This window comes from Ruegeria sp. HKCCE3926 (assembly GCF_017872515.1).
Classification (GTDB): domain Bacteria; phylum Pseudomonadota; class Alphaproteobacteria; order Rhodobacterales; family Rhodobacteraceae; genus Ruegeria.
The window spans coordinates 131,047-147,018 of record NZ_JAEDOU010000006.1 but is presented as its reverse complement, the minus strand read 5'-3'; the positions used below and the strand labels follow the sequence as shown (position 1 = coordinate 147,018).

Sequence of the window (15,972 nt, the reverse complement as noted above, 5' to 3'; positions counted from 1 at the left end):
GACAACTGCGATTTGCCCCTTTGTACGGCCGCAGGCAGGGTTGGTGGCGCGACAGGATTCGCAAAAAAACGTCGTAAAACACGGGCTGTTTTGCCACAAACGAGTCGTATGTCCGGCATGAACCCGCTGACAGAAGGCTGTATTTCCTGACTTTGAACACGTGTTGATCCGAAAACCAGACAGGGAACGGACACAAGTATCGTATCCGATCCTGTCCGAGCCCGGTTGTTTGAAATCGAAGTTCAGCGCAGCGGCCAAGCCTCTCGGGTGTTGCCGTCACCCCTCTTCCTGCAAATACGCAAGAAGGTTAACAATATCTTCGTTCTTTTTCAGACCGCGAAACTGCATTCGATTGCCCTGAAGATACCCTTTGGGGTCCGTCAAGAACGCGCTCAGGGTCTCATGCGTCCAGACGATGTCGGAACCTTCCAGCGCTGTCGAGTATTTGAACCCCTCTGCCTGACCGGCCTTTGTGCCGAGAATACCGTGCAGGGACGGGCCAACACCATGGCTGCCTTCTTTCAATTTGTGGCAGGCACTGCATTTGCGAAACACCTTTTTGCCCGCCGTCGCGTCCCCCTGAACATCGGCGGCAGCGACAACCTCTGTGGCTTCCGATGGCATCGCGGCCTGCTCTTCATCCGTGTGAAAGATCAGCCGGGCCGTAATCGGTACCGTTCGGGTGATGCCGGGCAGGCTTGCCAATTCCATAAGCTTGTCCACGCCGGCGTTGACACCGGCGTCTTCCGTGCTGAGAAATACCATGTCGTTTGTCGAAACAAGCACTGACGTCTCGGACAAGCGTGCGACGAACATTTCCGCGTCAAATTCAACCTCCGTGCCGGCCAGCGAAAGCACGGAAGCAGCTTCCAGAGTGGTGGTTTCACCCACGGCCAGCCCTGAAACCTTCGCCATGTCGAATTCGGCCGTCAGGCGCGCAGTGGGTGCTTGGCGGAATACAAATTCGATCATTCGTTCGTTGCGAATATCTATGTTGGTCTCGACCGAGGACAGGTCGATTTCGATTTCGGCTATGCCCTCCTGTGTCACGTGTCCGCTCAGGCCGGTGAAACTGTTGACCTCGCCCACCGCGTTTTTCTTGATCGTTCCATAGGCCAGATGCGAGTGGTCGGACTCCAGTGTCCAATCTGCTGCCCAAATGGGTGTTGCAACAATTGCCGACGCAAACGTGACTGCCTTCAACAGAAGTTTCATTTCTTTCCTCCGCGGTTTATGTCAGTTTTGGCCCTGCGGGCCGGGTCCGTTTCTGACAAACACACACAGGTCGCGTTTTATTCGATGAGTGCCGAGATGACTTCCGAACAGGCCGTTCGTGACGCCGTACAGATGCACTCAAGACGCGTCTGGCGGTTTGCTCTGGCGTTGTCGGGGGCATCAGATGTGGCGGACGATCTGGTGCAGGCTACATGCCTGCGTGCGCTTGAGCGGCATCATCAGGTAACATCGCATGATCGTCTGGACAGTTGGCTGATGACGATCTGCCGGTCAATCTGGTTGAACGAAGTGCGGTCTCGTTCCGTCCGGCGGGCACAGGCGCTGTCCGTGACCCCGGAAGCGGAACTGGTCGCAACTTTGCCGGATTCAGAAACGAATATTTTTGCGGCTGAAGTGTTTACTCAAGTGATGCAGCTGCCAGAAGCGCAGCGGGAAACGGTCATGCTTGTGTTCGTCGAAGGGTACAGCTATCGCGAAACCGCTGCATTGCTGGACGTTCCCATCGGCACAATCATGAGCCGGCTATCGAATGCCCGGCGGAAACTGAAAACCGTGATGCAGTTTGAGGCGGCAGACACCGCGCGACGGAGTGGCAAATGACGTTTTCCGACGAGACGCTGTTGGCGTATCTGGAAGGCACGCTGGATGAGGCTCAGAGCCGCGCCATCGAGGCCGCGGTTGAGGATGATGTCGAGCTTGAACGCCGCTTGATGGCGCTGGATCCGTTTGCGCCTGTCGTTGGGCAGGTCTTTGAGAAACTGCCCACCGCGGCGCCGAAGGTCGATTTGCCGGAACCCGTGGCGCAAAACACCAATGCTGGGTTTCTGCGCCTTCTGGTCGTGGCCGCGGGCGTCGGGGTTGCAGCCGTCGCCCTGACATTCTGGGCGACGCGTCCGGCGGAACCGGGCTGGGCGCAGCAAGCGGCGATCTATCAGTCGCTTTATGTGCCCGAGACGATTGTCTCGCTGGACAGTTCCGAGGCATCGCTGGACAAGCAGTTCGCGATGGCCGAGGCAGCACTTGGCAGGTCTCTGAACCGTGAAGCGCTGGACTCCATGCCTGGGCTGGAGTTGAAGCGAGCACAGGTTCTTTCGTTCAAGGGAAAGCCCTTGGTTCAGGTCGTTTTCGCTGATGAGCAGGGTCAACCTTTTGCCTTCTGTGTTATCCGTCAGGGGCCGAACGCCCCGAAGGCAGAGGTCAAACAGGCCATTCTGAGCGGTTTGGCAACAGCGACCTGGGCGCAGGATGGCTATGGTTACATGCTGCTGGGCAGCTCTCCGCAGACCGATTTGAGCAGCGAACTGGATGTTCTGACCCGAACCTTTGCGGGCTGACGGAATACCCCTTGTGAACCAACGGGAATGCCCGAAGAATGCGGGGTATGACGTCGAAGAAACCCTTGCCCCTTCCAGAAGACGAGGCCGAAGATCTTGGCCCCGCCAGCATCTATGACGGCGATCCGTCCGAAGAGGACGACCTGTGGTTCTTGCCGCCGGATGAAGTCGAGGAAGACGAGGGATTCTTTTTGCCCGGGCCGCGACGCGAACAGCGCCTGCTGTTCGATCCGCGTGATTGGCGGGCAGCGCAGTCCGACCTTTCTGCGGAACTTGCAGATCTGGCCCTGACTTTTGGAGCGCTGGATGAACGGTTGCGAGCGGGCCCCGAAGGCTGGACGCATCGCTTGGCATTGATGGAGACGTCCGATCTGGGGTGGTGGACCGGAGACCGGATCAGCGTGGATCGATTGGCCTTGTGGACCGGTTTGCGGATCGGCGCGACTCATGATGACGTGCAGGCCCTGTTCCGGGCCGGATGGGCTGTACGACGCCTGAGTTCGGGCGCGCCGCCTGCTGCCGGCGGTTGGGAACGGGGGCTGACCGCGTTTCTTGACCGACTGGCTCAGGGGGCCGACGCGACCCCGGAATCCATCATTGATCTGGCCGAGGTCATGCAAAACGCCGAAGGGCTGCATCCTGTGACGCAGTCGGCAATTGCGTTTCACGCGTGGCGGGCGGTGTCACAAGGCATCGGACAAGACACGGAAGCAGCCGTCATAGCCGCGCGGCATGCGGCCTCCATGGGGCGTGGCGGTGCGCAGTTTATGCCCTTGGCCTTGTCCGGGCCGAGCGCGCTGCGCGGCTCGGGGGATCCGGCGGAAAAACTGAGCGCATGGATCGGCGGCGCAGGTCAGGCTGCCCTTGCAGCGTTATTGCACCTGGACCGGATCAGCGCGTGGGAGGCGAAAGCCAAAGAGGTCACGCAGGATCTGAGCGGCCGCACCCCACCGCGCCTGATCACTGCATTGACGGCCTGGCCCATGGTATCCGCGCCTTTGGCAGAAGACCTGACCAAGGCTTCCCGCGCGGCGGTACAGCGCAATTTCGACCTGTTCGCGCAGCGGGGTCTGGTTCGCGAGGTCACCGGGCAGGGGCGTTACCGCGTCTGGACGGCGGCGCTGTAATCCATCAGCCAATCGCGAAACGTACGCGCTGCCGGGCGCAGCGCCGTGCGGGAGGGATAGACCAGATGATAAGCTTCCTGCCCCGGGCAGGAGATGTCCGGCAGACAAGGGACCAAGCCCGACAGTTTCATAATGCGATCTGACGCGGGCGCGCGCGCCAAGGCAATGCCGCATCCGCTGGCGCAGAGCTCGGCCGCCATCACCGAATTGTCGGCAAAAAAATACCGTGCCTGGCCTGCTGGCAGCCGCTGGTGTTCGAACCAATGCGGCCAGCTTGCCCGATGGGTCGAAACTTCGATCAAGGTGAAGTCGAACAAGTCCTTTGCCGTCTCGATCCGGGCAGCAATCTCGGGCGGGGCGATGGGATACAGATGTTCGCGCATCAACTCGTCACTTTCCGAGCCGAACAGCGCGGGGTTTCCGAACACGATCTGAAGGTCAGTGAACCGATTGGCAAAATCCGACATGACATTGCCGGTCGAAAGCGAAAGGTTGATCTGAGGATGCGCCGCCTGAAAATCGGGAACACCCCCGGCCAGAATGCCATGTGCAAACAGCAGCACCGACTGCACGTAAAGCCTTTGCTCGCGGGTTTCACCGAACAGACCGGCGGTTGCCGTTTCCAACATGAGCAAGGATTGCTGTACCGACGGCAGATAGGCGCGCCCGGTCTCGGTCAAAGTGACCGCATGCGCGTGACGGTGAAACAAGGGTGTGCCCAGTCTTGTCTCCAGCGCCTTGACCTGCTGGCTGACGGCGGCAGGCGTCATGTTCAACTGGGTCGCGGCGCGGGCAAAGCTTTCGGTTCGGGCCGCAGCCTCGAATACGCGCAGCCAGTTGAGGGAAGGGACGCGGGCGTTCATTCCGACAGGCTAAGCAGAACTTAGCCTCACCGGCAAGACAATTAGGTCTGAGCTTTTGATCCCCCGCCTTAGGCTTGTAATCAGTGAACAGATGAAATGAGCCTTCTATGTCAGACCCCGCCCTGCTGCCACGAGCCAAGCGCAAGATCTGGAATTACACGCCTCAATTGCCGATTCAGACCGCGCCCTATTGGGATTGGCCGATGAAACCTCTGGCCGCGTTGAAATACCTGCTGCAAAGCTGGAATCCGCTTGCATTGCGGGCGCTGCTGCTGGTCTTTGCGGTCATCAGCTGGACCTATCTGACGCCTTCTTTGAGCAGGATCGAGACCTTCGGCTGGGATTGGGTTGCGGAAATCTGGTTCCGCAATTTCTGTATCCTGATGGTGGTCGCAGGCGGTTTGCATCTGGCCCTTTGGAAGTTCCGCACGCAGCAGGACGAATACCGCTATGACATGCGCCCGATGATGAAGGGCGCCAAGGTGTTCACATTCAAAAATCAGGTCTGGGACAACATGTTCTGGACCTTGGGCCCGGCATTGACGTTCTGGACGTTCTGGGAATGTCTGATCCTGTATTCCTATGCCAATGGCTGGATCACGATGATCACGTTAGACGGCAACCCGATCTGGTTCATCGCCATGACCGTCTTCGTGCCGATCTGGGCCGGGTTCCATTTCTACTGGCTGCACAGGCTGCTGCATGTGGGTGTGCTTTATACAAATGTCCACGCTTGGCATCACCGCAACATCAATACCGGCCCTTGGTCGGGGCTTTCGATGCATCCGGTCGAAAGTTTCTTTCTGATGTTCGATACGATGATCTTCTTCCTGCTGCCGTCTCATCCGATCCACGCCATTTTCCTGCTGTTCCATCACGGCATCGGCGCTCCGACCTCTCATGCCGGGTTCGAGCATGTGAAGTTCGGCAACAAGGCCAAGTTCCAGGTCGGGGATTTCTTTCACCAGCTGCATCACCGGTTTTTTGACTGCAATTACGGCACCTGGGAAACCCCTTGGGATGAATGGTTCAACACATTCCACGACGGCACCGATGAAGGCAATGACATGGTCAAGGAACGCCGCCGCAAGATCTGGGCCACCGAATAGCCCGTGAAGGCAGATCCCTGCCGGACCCAAGCGGGTCCGGTGGGCGCGTTTGATCCAACAGGCGGTGTGCGTTCAGCGTCCAACGCCGACATAGGTTTCAAAGCCGGATTTCAGCGCCTGTGACTTTGAATAGATATTGCGCAGATCCACCATTCGGGCAGAGTTCATGGAACCGGCCAGCTGGGTCAGGTTCAACGCGCGGAACTCGTTCCACTCTGTCAGCAACACCACAACGTCAGCCCCTTGAACCGCTGCATAGGGATCGTCGCACCATTCGACTCCGGGCAATAATGCATCGCCTTCCGCTTTGCCCTGCGGATCGACGACGCGCACTTTGGCCCCTCCGCCGATCAAAGCGGGAATAATGGACAGTGATGGCGCGTCGCGCATGTCATCCGTGTTGGGTTTGAAAGTGACACCCAGAACCGCCACCGTCTTGCCGTTAAGGCGGTCGTCGCAGGCGTCGCGGATTTTTTCGATCATCCGCTTCTTGACCTCGTCATTCACCCGAATGACGGTTTCCGTGATCTGCATCGGATATGCATGATCCTGCCCGATCCGCGCCAGCGCGGCGGTGTCCTTCGGAAAACAAGACCCACCATAGCCCGGCCCCGCGTGCAGGAATTTGTTGCCAATTCGTCCGTCCAGACCGATGCCGCGGGAAACTTCCTTGACATCCGCACCGACCTTTTCACACAGGCCTGCGATTTCATTGATGAAAGTGATCTTGGTCGCCAGAAACGCGTTGGCGGCGTATTTGATCATTTCGGCGCTTTCCAGATCGGTGGTCAGGATCGGGAAGTCACGCAGATAAAGCGGTCGGTAAATCTCGGCCATCACTTCGGCGGCGCGATCGTTTTCCACACCCACCACGACGCGATCGGGGCGCATGAAGTCATCGATTGCAGCGCCTTCCCGCAGAAACTCAGGGTTCGAGGCCACGTCGAATTCGGCTGCGGGGTTGGCGGCCGCAACGACCTCCTGAACTTTTCTGTTTGTTCCCACCGGCACGGTCGATTTGGTGACAATGACCGTGTAACCGGTAACCGCTTGGGCGATCTCTTCCGCCGCCGCCATCACATAGGTCAAATCCGCGTGGCCGTCTCCTCGTCGGGTCGGAGTTCCGACCGCGATGAAAACCGCATCGGCGCCATCAACTGCTGTTTTCAGATCGGTTGAAAAACTCAGGCGACCAGCAGCAACGTTTTTTGCCATCAGCACATCCAGGCCCGGTTCATAGATCGGCACTTCTCCGGTCTTGAGCATGTCGATCTTTTGCTCAGCCTTGTCGACGCAAATCACGTCATGACCAAAGTCCGAAAAGCATACACCGGACACTAAGCCAACATAACCGGTGCCGATCATTGCAATACGCATCCAAAAATCCTTCTTACCAATTACCACGGACGGCGTGGGCACAATCAAAGAAACTGACGCCGGTTTCAATGGCCGTCAGCAGTTGTGTGGTGCATCCCATAGATTCTTGCGGATATTGAGGCAATAAGAACGCAGACGGTGCAAAGCCCTTCGAAACCGCGACCATGTCCGTTTTGTTTAGCGGAGCCGGGATCAGGAAGACCGGTTGGTGTTGAAATTCGGTTGAACAGAGGGTGTTGTTGATGGCTGGAATAGCTCCTGCCTTAAGTATTGATGAGGCGCGGGGGTGATCGCGCGTTCTCGCCACCAACAAGACGGCGTAAGGGATAAAAGGGGCCGCGTGACATGGCCCGGCAAATGACAGGTCGATCAGCTGTCCATTTCAGCGGCGGCTTGCAACAGCCAATTCTGAAACAGCCGGACCGGTGGCGAAACGGGTTTTTCCTTGAGACGCATGAAATAGGTCCAGGGGCTGTTCAGATCAAACCGGAAAGGCTCGATCAGCAGCCCCCGCTCGACATAGGACCGGGCCAGCGACCGGGGCAGGGCGACGCATCCCAGTGACTTGGCGGCCATTTCCATCGCCAGATTCGAGACATTTGTCCGCAACCCGCCCTTCTGGCTCAGATCGGACAATCCGAACTGCCGCGCCGCGTGCTCCCAATAGGAGGGGCGGCCCAGGATATGGATCAGCGGTGCATTCTGCAATTGCTTGGGGTCGGTCAGCGGCTCGCCATCGACCAGAAAGTCGGGCGCACAGACCAAGGCCAGTTTTTCGACCCACAAACGATGGGCGTCGGGCAACACATCGTCGACATGATTGATCGTCAGCGAGATGTCCGAAACATTTGGTTCGACATCAGCCCAGACAGTGCCGTGAACCGTCAGATCAATATCGGGATGCACCGCGTTGAAACCGCGGATCACATCCGGCAACCAGTTCTCGGCCAGACTGACCGGGCAAGATACCACCACTTTGCGGGTATGCGACCGCACGATGACCGATTGCGTGGCAGCGTTGATTTCCTGGAGGGCATGGCGCACTGACGGCAGATAGGCCTCACCCACATCCGTCAGCGACAGCGACCGGGGATGGCGCACGAATAGGGGGCGCTGCAAAAACTCTTCCAACGAGCGGACATGATTGCTGACGGCAGATTGGGTGCAGTTCAACTCTTCGGCTGCAGCGGTAAAGCTCAGGTGCCGTGCCGCCGCTTCGAACGAACGCAGAAAGGTCAGGTGTGGAAGATTCATCATGACGGATGTTTCTCAGGCAAGGCATATTGCAAAGAACTAATAAGCCCAGGGCTTGCTGTCTTGCCCATGAGCGACTCACACGTATGGTTCTGCCTCGAAACGCGATCTGGTCCTAGTCACAAATAATCCGGGGCCATTGCCCCATGATTGTTTTCGTGCCGCTATGCGCAAATTCACATAGGCTTTTTCTTGTATCCGGAACCCGAAAGAAAAACCTCGACTGGACACCGTGACAGATACCTTTCAGACCGTTGCAGATTTTGCGCTGAAGCGTGCCGCGCAGGATTTTCCCGACACCGCACGCAAGGCAGCGACGTTGATGCTGCTGGATACGCTGGGGATCACCATAGGATCGGGGCCGATGCAGGCCGGACAGATTGCGCGCGAGAGTGCGGTAGCGCTGTTTGGCGCGGGCGATCCGGGGCTGAGCGCGCGCATGCTTTTCGACGGTCGTCGCGTCAGCGTCGCGGGTGCGGCCTATGCAGCGGCCACACAGACCGACAATTTGGACGGACATGATGGATACAATCCGACCAAAGGCCACATCGGGGTTGTCGTCGTTCCCGCACTGGCGGCACTGGCTGAAACCGTTCAAGATTTTTCAGGCCTCGAAGCGCTGGCGGCGGTGATCGTTGGATACGAGGTCGCGGGACGCGCGGGCATTTCTTTGCATGACACCGTCAGCGATTATCACACATCCGGAGCTTGGAACGCGATTGGCGTGGTGGCCGTCGCGGCGCGTTTGCGCGGTTTGAAGGCCGAACAGATGCGGCAGGCCATGGGGATCGCCGAATACCATGGCCCGCGCAGCCAGATGATGCGCGAGATCGCCAATCCCACCATGCTGCATGACGGTTCGGGCTGGGGCGCTTTGGTTGGCATTTCTTCAGCGGTATTGGCCGAGAAAGGCTTTACCGGGGCACCGGCCATCACCATCGAAGCGGCAGACGTTGCCCCCCATTGGCAAGATCTGGGCGATTTCTGGCAAATGGAGCATCAATATGTCAAACCCTACCCGATCTGCCGTTGGGCCCACGCCGCAATTGATGCCACCCGTGCACTCATGCGTGAAAACGACCTGACTCACCGGGATGTTGCCGCGATTCATGTAAACACGTTTCGGGAAAGCGCCTGCCTTTTCAGGGGCATGCCGGATGATACGTCCAAGGCGCAGTATTCGCTGCCATTTGCCGTCGCGACAATGGTTGCGCATGGCCGGATCGGGGTCGAGAACATCACCGGCGCGGGCCTGGCCGACCCGCTGGTCGCCTCGATCGTCGAGCGTATCTCGGTTGCAGAGGCCGCACGCCATTCTGACCGTTTCCCCGAAAGCCGGTTCGCCGATGTCAGCATCACCCTGACCGACGGGCGGATACTCGAGTCGGGCGACGTACATGCACGCGGCGGACCCGAGGCACCAATGGATGAGACAGAAGTGATCGACAAATTCATGGAATTTGCGACACCATCACTGGGTGCATCCCGTGCTGCCGCAATTCGTGACGCGGTTCTGGGGCTGGGCGCGCCAGGTTCGAAATTCTCAGACCTTGGCGCGTTGATCTACGCCCCCGCCGACCAGACGTAAAATCTGCCGAAGCTGCCGTATATACGCATTCCGACCGGCACATCCGCACCCTTGATCCTGATGACGGCGCGGCGACGGTCTTGCCGCCTGCTGCACAGGTTGAATTGGAGCTGGGAACAAGTCTGGGTGATCCAAGACCGGTTCGAGGTGAGTTTGATCCGTTAAACTATCGCCTTGCGCCCTGATCCGGTCAGAGCAGGTCGAACAATCGCCCCGGCAGCGCGTCGTGACGCGGTAGGTTCAGAGCCCGCATAAGGCAGAACATCATCGCCTGATTTGAGGTGACAACCGGCTTGCCCAGCGTTGCTTCAATCCGGTCGATCGCCTCGACCGAACGCATGTCGGTGCAGCTGAGAATTATGGCCTGTGCCTGCGGGTGATCGGCCTGACAGGCCAGTTCATAGACGTCGTCCGGGGTCAGCTCTCCCTGACCGTAATTGCCCAGCTTTCGGCCGACATCGGTGCATCGAACGGTCTCGATTCCGTTCTGGGCCATGAAATCCATCGCCTGAACGTTTATTTCGCCCAGATAGGGCGAGGAAAAGCCGACCTTTGTGGCCCCCAGTGCCTTGATTGCGGCGATTAATGATCCGGCCGCGGTCAGCGACAGCGCACCGGATTCCGATTTTATCTGTTGCGCCAGCTCAGCGTCGAAAGACGGCCCATGGGTCAGGGTGGCCGAGGTGCAGCCGTACAGCACCACATCGGGCCGCACCCCCGAGATCATCCGCAGATCGTGGCTGATATCCGAAGCACCCAAACCTGCCATTTGATCCGAGCCGGGAATTTCATCCACGTCATAGCCGCCCATGCGCTGGAAATGGATGGTGGTGTTTGGCGGTCGCAGCATCTCCATATCCGGTTCCAGATTGGTGTTGGTGAAGGGCACTAGAACACCGATCTTGGCGGCTGTGCGGGTCTCGGTCATGTCAGCGCTCCTTTCAAGATGTCGCGGGCCTTGTCCATCACCTGGGGCGCACAGATCGTGGCGCGCAAACAGTCCGACAAACCATAGCCGCCCATGCCGCGCATCATCAGGCCCTCCGCCCGCAGTGCCGTGTCGGCGCGCTGTGCCTGCGCGGTCGAGGCAAAGCGGATCAGCACGAAATTGGTGTGGCTTTCCGGCACGCTCAGGCCCAGTTCGCGGCATTCCTGCGCAAACCGGTCCCGAATTTCGGCTGTCCGTGCGACCACGTTGCGCATATGGGCCTGATCGCGCATCGCCGCCGCGGCCGCTGCCTGCGAGGCAATCGAGATATTGTTGGGATTCAAAAGCTTGCGGACCTCACCCGAGATTTCGCTTGGGAAATAGCCCCAGCCGGCTCGTGCCCCCGCCAGCCCGTAGGCCTTGGAACATGTGCGCGTGATCACGGTGTCGCCCCGATCCACCAGCGCAAAGATCTGCGCAGGGTCGTTCGTGGCATCGGCAAATTCCGCATAGGCTTGATCCACCACCAGCAGTGTATCGCCAGGCAGACCCGATCGCAGCCGGACAATTTCGTCATTCGGGATCAGCGTGCCGGTGGGGTTGCCCGGATTGCAGACGAACACGATGCGGGTGGCAGGTGTGACAGCGGCCAGAAGCGCGTCCACTGATACGGTCAAATCGACCTCGGGCGCTGCCACATATTCGGCCTGTGCCTGAGCTGTCGCCGAGGCGACAAAGGCATAGCCATATTGTGTGCCCAGCACCTGATCGCCCGGCCCGGCAAAGGCGCGGATCAGACAGCCAATCAGTTCCATCGAGCCCGCCCCACATAAAGTGCGCGCGGGGACGAGCCCGTGCACCTCGGCAATGGCCGAGCGCATTTCGGCCCATTCCGGATCGGGATAAAGGGCCAGATCCGCCAGCGCTGTCTGCCCGGCCGCAACGGCGGCGGGGCTTGCGGGAAAGGCGCTTTCGTTCTGCGCCAGTGAAACCGTGTCTGCGCCGTTCGGATCAGCCAGCGCATAAGCGGCCATGGCGCCAATGTAAGGAACCGGTCGGATCATGCGTCACCCGCGTAAATCCTGGCGCCTTGCGCAGTTACCAACCCGCGTTTGATGTCCAGCGCCAGCGCATCCGGGTCGCGTTCGGCAGGGTCGCCAAATCCACCGCCGCCCGGTGTATCGAAGATCAGATAATCACCGTGTTCCACCCGCAACTCTCCTTTGCCCGGAATATCGTTTGCGCCGTCCCTGAAACGGATGCGACCGGGCGCGCCGGGTCTGCCGCCCATACGGCCAAGCGCCGGGTATTTCAGCCGTTCGACCGAAAGGAAAACGATAAAGGGAGCACCGTTGGACGAGGTCATCTCGATCCGCTGCCCCAGCCCGCCGCGATACTTGCCCGCGCCGCCGGAATCTGGGCGCAGTTCGCGCCGCCAGATCGTCACGGGTGCGACGCTTTCGGTGATCTCGACCTGACTGCCGAACACCCCGGACGGATAGGCCGTGGCCGACAGTCCATCGGCATGAGGTCGCGCGCCGGTTCCGCCATTGTGCACGGGTTCCACCGCGAATTCGCGACCGCCGTCACGGGCCACTTCGGGCGCGTGGCGCATGGGCAGGTCGAACATGCAACTTGCACCTTCGGCCGGGACCGCATCGGGCAGGGCCTGATGCAGGCAGCCCAGAACCAGATCGGGCGTGACCTGACCCAGGGTATGCCGCATCGCAACCGGCACCGGGCGCTGCGCGTTCAGGATGCAGCCCTTTGGCCCGTCAACGGTAAACGGCTCCAGCGATCCCGCATTGTTGGGAATGTCCGCGCCGACAATGCAACGCAAGGCAAACACCGTATAGGCGGTGGCATAGTTCAGCGGCACGTTGATGCCCTTGCGCGAACAGCCCGAAGTGCCCGAGAAATCCACATGCATGCCGTCCTTCCTTACGGTCAGGGTGGCGTGCAGTTCCAGCTCATTCTCATAGCCGTCCATCTTCAGAACATTCTTGTAGACACCTTCGGGTACGTCGGCGATGGCCTCCAGCGTGCCGCGGCGCGACGTGTCGATGATGTACGAGCCGAGCGTCCCTAGATCGTCGAGGCCAAATTCCTCCATCATCGACAGCAGCCTTGCAACCCCGGCTTCGCAGCAGGCGATCAGTGCATAGATGTCGCCATCGTTGGCGACGGGTTCGCGGCTGTTGGCGCGGATGATGTCCAGCAGCAAATCGTTGGGGGTGCCCTGCTCAACCAGCTTGCAGGGCGGGATCAGCAGGCCCTCGTCATAGATGTCGGAACCTTCGGGGCCCATGCCCAACCCACCCAGATCAACGAGATGCGACGTGCAGGAGGTAAAGCCCACCACCTTGCCATCCTTGAATGCGGGCATCATCAGCAGAAAATCGTTCAGGTGCCCCGAGGCAAGCCATGGGTCGTTCGTCATGTAGATGTCGCCCGGCTTCATGGACTGAACCGGGAAAGCCCGGCGCAGGTGCTGCACCGCCTCGGCCATGGTGTTGATGTGCCCCGGCGTGCCGGTCACGGCTTGCGCCAGCATCCGGCCATCGGCGTCAAATATCCCGGCAGAGATGTCGCCGCATTCGCGTACGATCGGGCTGAAGGCGGCGCGGATCAGGGTTTGACCCTGTTCTTCGACCACGGCCAGCAGACGATTCCACATCACCTGCAATCGGGCGGGCGAAAGATCGTGTGAAAGATCGGACGACATCATGCGCCTCCTTTCTGGTCCCGAACGAGGACGAGGTTTCCAATGGCATCCACATGGGCCGAGAAGTCGGCGGACACGAGCGTGGTTGTCTGCGGCTCGGTGATCAATGCGGGGCCGTGAAGGTGGTCGCCGGGCTTCAGATCCGCTCGGGCTACGAAGGCCGCTGGTTTCGACACTCCGTCCACGTCACAGGTGATCGGACAGGTTTCCGGCGCCGAGATTGTCTTCAACCGGGGCGTTTCAGGAACCGCCGGCACGACACTGTCACAGGTCGCGACACGTACCGCCCAATTGAGAATCTCGATCTGCATCCCCGGCACCGGGCGCGAGAATTGCTTGCGGTATTCCTGTTCGAATGCAGCGGTCAGCGGCACGATATCTTCGGCGGTCAGGGGGCGGTCGGGAAGGGTGATCTCGATCTCGTGCCCTTGTCCGTTGTAGCGCATGAAGGCAGTGCGCAGCGTCTGGGTCGGGACATCGCCGGCCCCTTGGAAGACGACCGCTCTAGCCTCGGAAATCATGGCTTCGAACAGCGTGTTGATCCCGTTCAGGTCCATGCTGCCCAGCAACGAATAGCGCGAGCGGACGATCTCGAAAGACACCGGAGCGAACAGGAAGCCGACGGCCGATCCGACACCGGGATCGGGCGGGATCACGATGCGGCTGACCCCGGCGGATCGCGCGACCCGGCTGGCGTGCAATGGCCCGTTGCCCCCAAACGCTATCATTGTTCGTGGGCCAAGGTCCTTGCCGGATTCCACCGCATGCATCCGACCCGCGCTGGCCATGCTTTCGTCGACGATACGGCTGACGCCATCGGCGGCGCCTACGGCATCCAGATCCAGTTTTGACCCGATCACCCGGCTCAGCGCCCGTTTCGAAGCTTCGGGATCAAGCTGAATATGCCCCTCGGCAAACGTGTCGGGTACGATATATCCCAATGCAATATCACTGTCCGTCACCGTGGGTTCGGTTCCACCGCGCATGAAGGCGACGGGGCCGGGCTCGGATCCGGCTGATTTTGGCCCTACGGTCAACCGTCCTAGCCGGTCAACCCCGGCAATCGAACCGCCTCCGGCGCCGATCTCGATCATTTCGATGACCGGTATACGTACCGGCATTCCGGACCCTTTGATAAACCGTGCGGCGCGGGCAATCTCGAACTGGCGCGAGGTCTGGGGACGGGCGTTGTCGATCAGGCATAGTTTGGCGGTGGTACCGCCGACGTCAAAGGACAGAACCTGATCCAGACCGGCGCGGGCGGCGACGCGGGCAGCCAGAATGGCACCACCGGCAGGACCGGATTCCACCAGCCGGATCGGAAACCGCGCGGCGGTTCGCATGGTGCACATTCCACCACCCGCTGTCATCATCAGGATCGGACAGGTGACGCCCTGGGCCTCGAATTGTCGGACAAACCGGGCCAGATACGTTGCCATCAGAGGCTGGATATAGGCGTTGGCGACGGTCGTGCACAGCCGGTCGAATTCGCGCGCTTCGGGGCTGACGTCCGACGAAATCGAGACGGTCAGATCGGGGCGCCTGTCCGCCAGCGTATCGCGCAGCCTGCGCTCGTGCTCGGGGTTTGCATATGCGTGCATCAGGCAGATGGCGATGGCTTCCGCTCCGCTGGCGTCGATGTCCTTCAACAACGCGTCGATGGCTGTGTCTTCCAGCGAAATCAACACCTTGCCATCCGCCGAAACGCGCTCGCGGACCGTCAGCGCGCGCTCACGCGGCACCAGCAGATCAGGTTTCTCCAGATTGATGTCATATTGCGAATAGCGCCGCTCGTAGGCGATTTCCAGAATGTCCCTGAACCCTTCGGTGGTCACGGTTGCCACGACCGCGCCGCGTTTTTCGATCAGCGCGTTGGTGGCCAGCGTGGTGCCGTGAATGAAACCGGTGACTTCGCTCAGACGGTGCCCTGTCTGTTGCATCACGCGCGTTGCGCCTTGCATGGCTCCGTCGGCGGGGTTGTGATGCGTGGTCAGGGTTTTGGTCGAGGCAAGTATCGTCTCTTCGCCAGAGACAAGAACCGTATCCGTGAACGTGCCGCCAATATCGATGGCCAGGCGCAGCGCTTGAGTTGTCATGAGGTTATCCGAAAAATCCGTAATCACAGCGTGATGCATATGGGCCAGAGGCCCTGAGATCAGGCTGGGATCACAAGGTCACAGCCGGTGGCACGGCGGTCCATGGGATTTGGAAAACAACTCTTCATACGTAGGTATTCTTGTTCACACCAGCATAGCGCAACAAGCCGGAAAGCGACAAAAATGCCTGCAAACGACAAAATTCGTCACGCCTGGCCGATTGCGGGGCTTGCAGTTGAGGGTCTTGACCCCTCGCACATCACCTGTGGTCGTCTATTTTGTGTGACCCAGCCGATGCAGATGTGTGGTTCGCAAGGGTGATCCTCTGCAAGACC

At 59.7% G+C, this 15,972-nt stretch carries 13 protein-coding genes; 5 read left to right on the top strand and 8 right to left on the bottom strand.

The annotated features are described in order from the left end of the window. Positions 1-276 precede the first annotated feature (276 nt). Positions 277-1,215 carry a cytochrome c family protein gene (locus I9184_RS20960; RefSeq protein ID WP_245218157.1) on the bottom strand — a complete coding sequence of 313 codons (939 nt, stop codon included), beginning with the start codon at positions 1,213-1,215 and terminating at the stop codon, positions 277-279. Positions 1,216-1,311: 96 nt separating this feature from the next. Here I9184_RS20960 and I9184_RS15570 point away from each other — a divergent pair, with 96 nt between their 5' ends. Genes I9184_RS15570 through I9184_RS15560 form a run of 3 tightly spaced genes read left to right on the top strand, consistent with a single transcriptional unit; the run spans position 1,312 to position 3,697 of the window. Further along, the gene (locus I9184_RS15570) at positions 1,312-1,836 is read left to right on the top strand and encodes an RNA polymerase sigma factor (RefSeq protein ID WP_245218156.1); all 525 of its coding nucleotides are present in this window, start codon (positions 1,312-1,314) and stop codon (positions 1,834-1,836) included. After that, positions 1,833-2,570, top strand: coding sequence for a hypothetical protein (locus I9184_RS15565; RefSeq protein WP_171636474.1), 738 nt, complete (start codon positions 1,833-1,835; stop codon positions 2,568-2,570). The genes I9184_RS15570 and I9184_RS15565 overlap by 4 nt, the downstream gene beginning before the upstream one ends. 47 nt (positions 2,571-2,617) lie before the next feature. Continuing rightward, the gene (locus I9184_RS15560) at positions 2,618-3,697 is read left to right on the top strand and encodes a helix-turn-helix domain-containing protein (RefSeq protein WP_171636472.1); all 1,080 of its coding nucleotides are present in this window, start codon (positions 2,618-2,620) and stop codon (positions 3,695-3,697) included. On the opposite strand, the gene I9184_RS15555 is transcribed toward I9184_RS15560, so the two are convergent. Beyond that, the gene (locus I9184_RS15555; protein WP_209835089.1) at positions 3,670-4,560 is read right to left on the bottom strand and encodes a LysR substrate-binding domain-containing protein; all 891 of its coding nucleotides are present in this window, start codon (positions 4,558-4,560) and stop codon (positions 3,670-3,672) included. The two genes, I9184_RS15560 and I9184_RS15555, sit on opposite strands and share 28 nt — an antisense overlap. Before the next feature lie 107 nt (positions 4,561-4,667). Between I9184_RS15555 and I9184_RS15550 the strand changes: the two genes are divergently transcribed. Next, positions 4,668-5,669, top strand: coding sequence for a sterol desaturase family protein (locus tag I9184_RS15550; protein WP_209835088.1), 1,002 nt, complete (start codon positions 4,668-4,670; stop codon positions 5,667-5,669). A 72-nt stretch (positions 5,670-5,741) separates the two neighbouring features. Here the strand turns inward: I9184_RS15550 and I9184_RS15545 are convergent, their stop codons facing one another. Both I9184_RS15545 and I9184_RS15540 read right to left on the bottom strand, forming a co-directional pair. Further along, positions 5,742-7,046, bottom strand: a complete 1,305-nt coding sequence (locus tag I9184_RS15545) for a UDP-glucose/GDP-mannose dehydrogenase family protein (RefSeq protein WP_209835087.1) — start codon at positions 7,044-7,046, stop codon at positions 5,742-5,744. A 369-nt stretch (positions 7,047-7,415) separates the two neighbouring features. Beyond that, complete coding sequence (locus I9184_RS15540; protein ID WP_171636465.1) at positions 7,416-8,303, bottom strand: LysR substrate-binding domain-containing protein; 888 nt, start codon at positions 8,301-8,303, stop codon at positions 7,416-7,418. A gap of 229 nt (positions 8,304-8,532) precedes the next feature. On the opposite strand from I9184_RS15540, the gene I9184_RS15535 reads away from it, so the two are divergent. Further along, complete coding sequence (locus I9184_RS15535) at positions 8,533-9,888, top strand: MmgE/PrpD family protein (protein WP_209835086.1); 1,356 nt, start codon at positions 8,533-8,535, stop codon at positions 9,886-9,888. 190 nt (positions 9,889-10,078) lie between these two features. On the opposite strand, the gene I9184_RS15530 is transcribed toward I9184_RS15535, so the two are convergent. From I9184_RS15530 to I9184_RS15515, 4 genes are read right to left on the bottom strand one after another with little or no spacing between them, the layout of a single operon-like run. After that, the gene (locus I9184_RS15530; protein WP_209835085.1) at positions 10,079-10,816 is read right to left on the bottom strand and encodes an Asp/Glu racemase; all 738 of its coding nucleotides are present in this window, start codon (positions 10,814-10,816) and stop codon (positions 10,079-10,081) included. Further along, positions 10,813-11,880, bottom strand: a complete 1,068-nt coding sequence (locus I9184_RS15525) for a histidinol-phosphate transaminase (RefSeq protein WP_209835084.1) — start codon at positions 11,878-11,880, stop codon at positions 10,813-10,815. Before I9184_RS15525 ends, I9184_RS15530 begins: the two co-directional genes overlap by 4 nt. Beyond that, positions 11,877-13,541 (bottom strand): hydantoinase B/oxoprolinase family protein, encoded by a 1,665-nt coding sequence (locus I9184_RS15520; protein ID WP_209835083.1) that lies wholly within the window; start codon positions 13,539-13,541, stop codon positions 11,877-11,879. The genes I9184_RS15525 and I9184_RS15520 overlap by 4 nt, the downstream gene beginning before the upstream one ends. Then, on the bottom strand, positions 13,541-15,637 hold the full coding sequence (locus I9184_RS15515) for a hydantoinase/oxoprolinase family protein (RefSeq protein WP_209835082.1): 2,097 nt from the start codon (positions 15,635-15,637) through the stop codon (positions 13,541-13,543). Before I9184_RS15515 ends, I9184_RS15520 begins: the two co-directional genes overlap by 1 nt. Between the last annotated feature and the right edge of the window lie 335 nt (positions 15,638-15,972).

Excerpts from the sequence above, each read along its gene's own strand:
- I9184_RS20960 (WP_245218157.1), bottom strand. The coding sequence starts at position 1,215 with ATGAAACTTCTGTTGAAGGCAGTCACGTTTGCGTCGGCAATTGTTGCA.
- I9184_RS15570 (WP_245218156.1), top strand. The coding sequence starts at position 1,312 with ATGACTTCCGAACAGGCCGTTCGTGACGCCGTACAGATGCACTCAAGA.
- I9184_RS15565 (WP_171636474.1), top strand. The coding sequence starts at position 1,833 with ATGACGTTTTCCGACGAGACGCTGTTGGCGTATCTGGAAGGCACGCTG.
- I9184_RS15560 (WP_171636472.1), top strand. The coding sequence starts at position 2,618 with ATGACGTCGAAGAAACCCTTGCCCCTTCCAGAAGACGAGGCCGAAGAT.
- I9184_RS15555 (WP_209835089.1), bottom strand. The coding sequence starts at position 4,560 with ATGAACGCCCGCGTCCCTTCCCTCAACTGGCTGCGCGTATTCGAGGCT.
- I9184_RS15550 (WP_209835088.1), top strand. The coding sequence starts at position 4,668 with ATGTCAGACCCCGCCCTGCTGCCACGAGCCAAGCGCAAGATCTGGAAT.
- I9184_RS15545 (WP_209835087.1), bottom strand. The coding sequence starts at position 7,046 with ATGCGTATTGCAATGATCGGCACCGGTTATGTTGGCTTAGTGTCCGGT.
- I9184_RS15540 (WP_171636465.1), bottom strand. The coding sequence starts at position 8,303 with ATGATGAATCTTCCACACCTGACCTTTCTGCGTTCGTTCGAAGCGGCG.
- I9184_RS15530 (WP_209835085.1), bottom strand. The coding sequence starts at position 10,816 with ATGACCGAGACCCGCACAGCCGCCAAGATCGGTGTTCTAGTGCCCTTC.
- I9184_RS15525 (WP_209835084.1), bottom strand. The coding sequence starts at position 11,880 with ATGATCCGACCGGTTCCTTACATTGGCGCCATGGCCGCTTATGCGCTG.
- I9184_RS15520 (WP_209835083.1), bottom strand. The coding sequence starts at position 13,541 with ATGTCGTCCGATCTTTCACACGATCTTTCGCCCGCCCGATTGCAGGTG.
- I9184_RS15515 (WP_209835082.1), bottom strand. The coding sequence starts at position 15,637 with ATGACAACTCAAGCGCTGCGCCTGGCCATCGATATTGGCGGCACGTTC.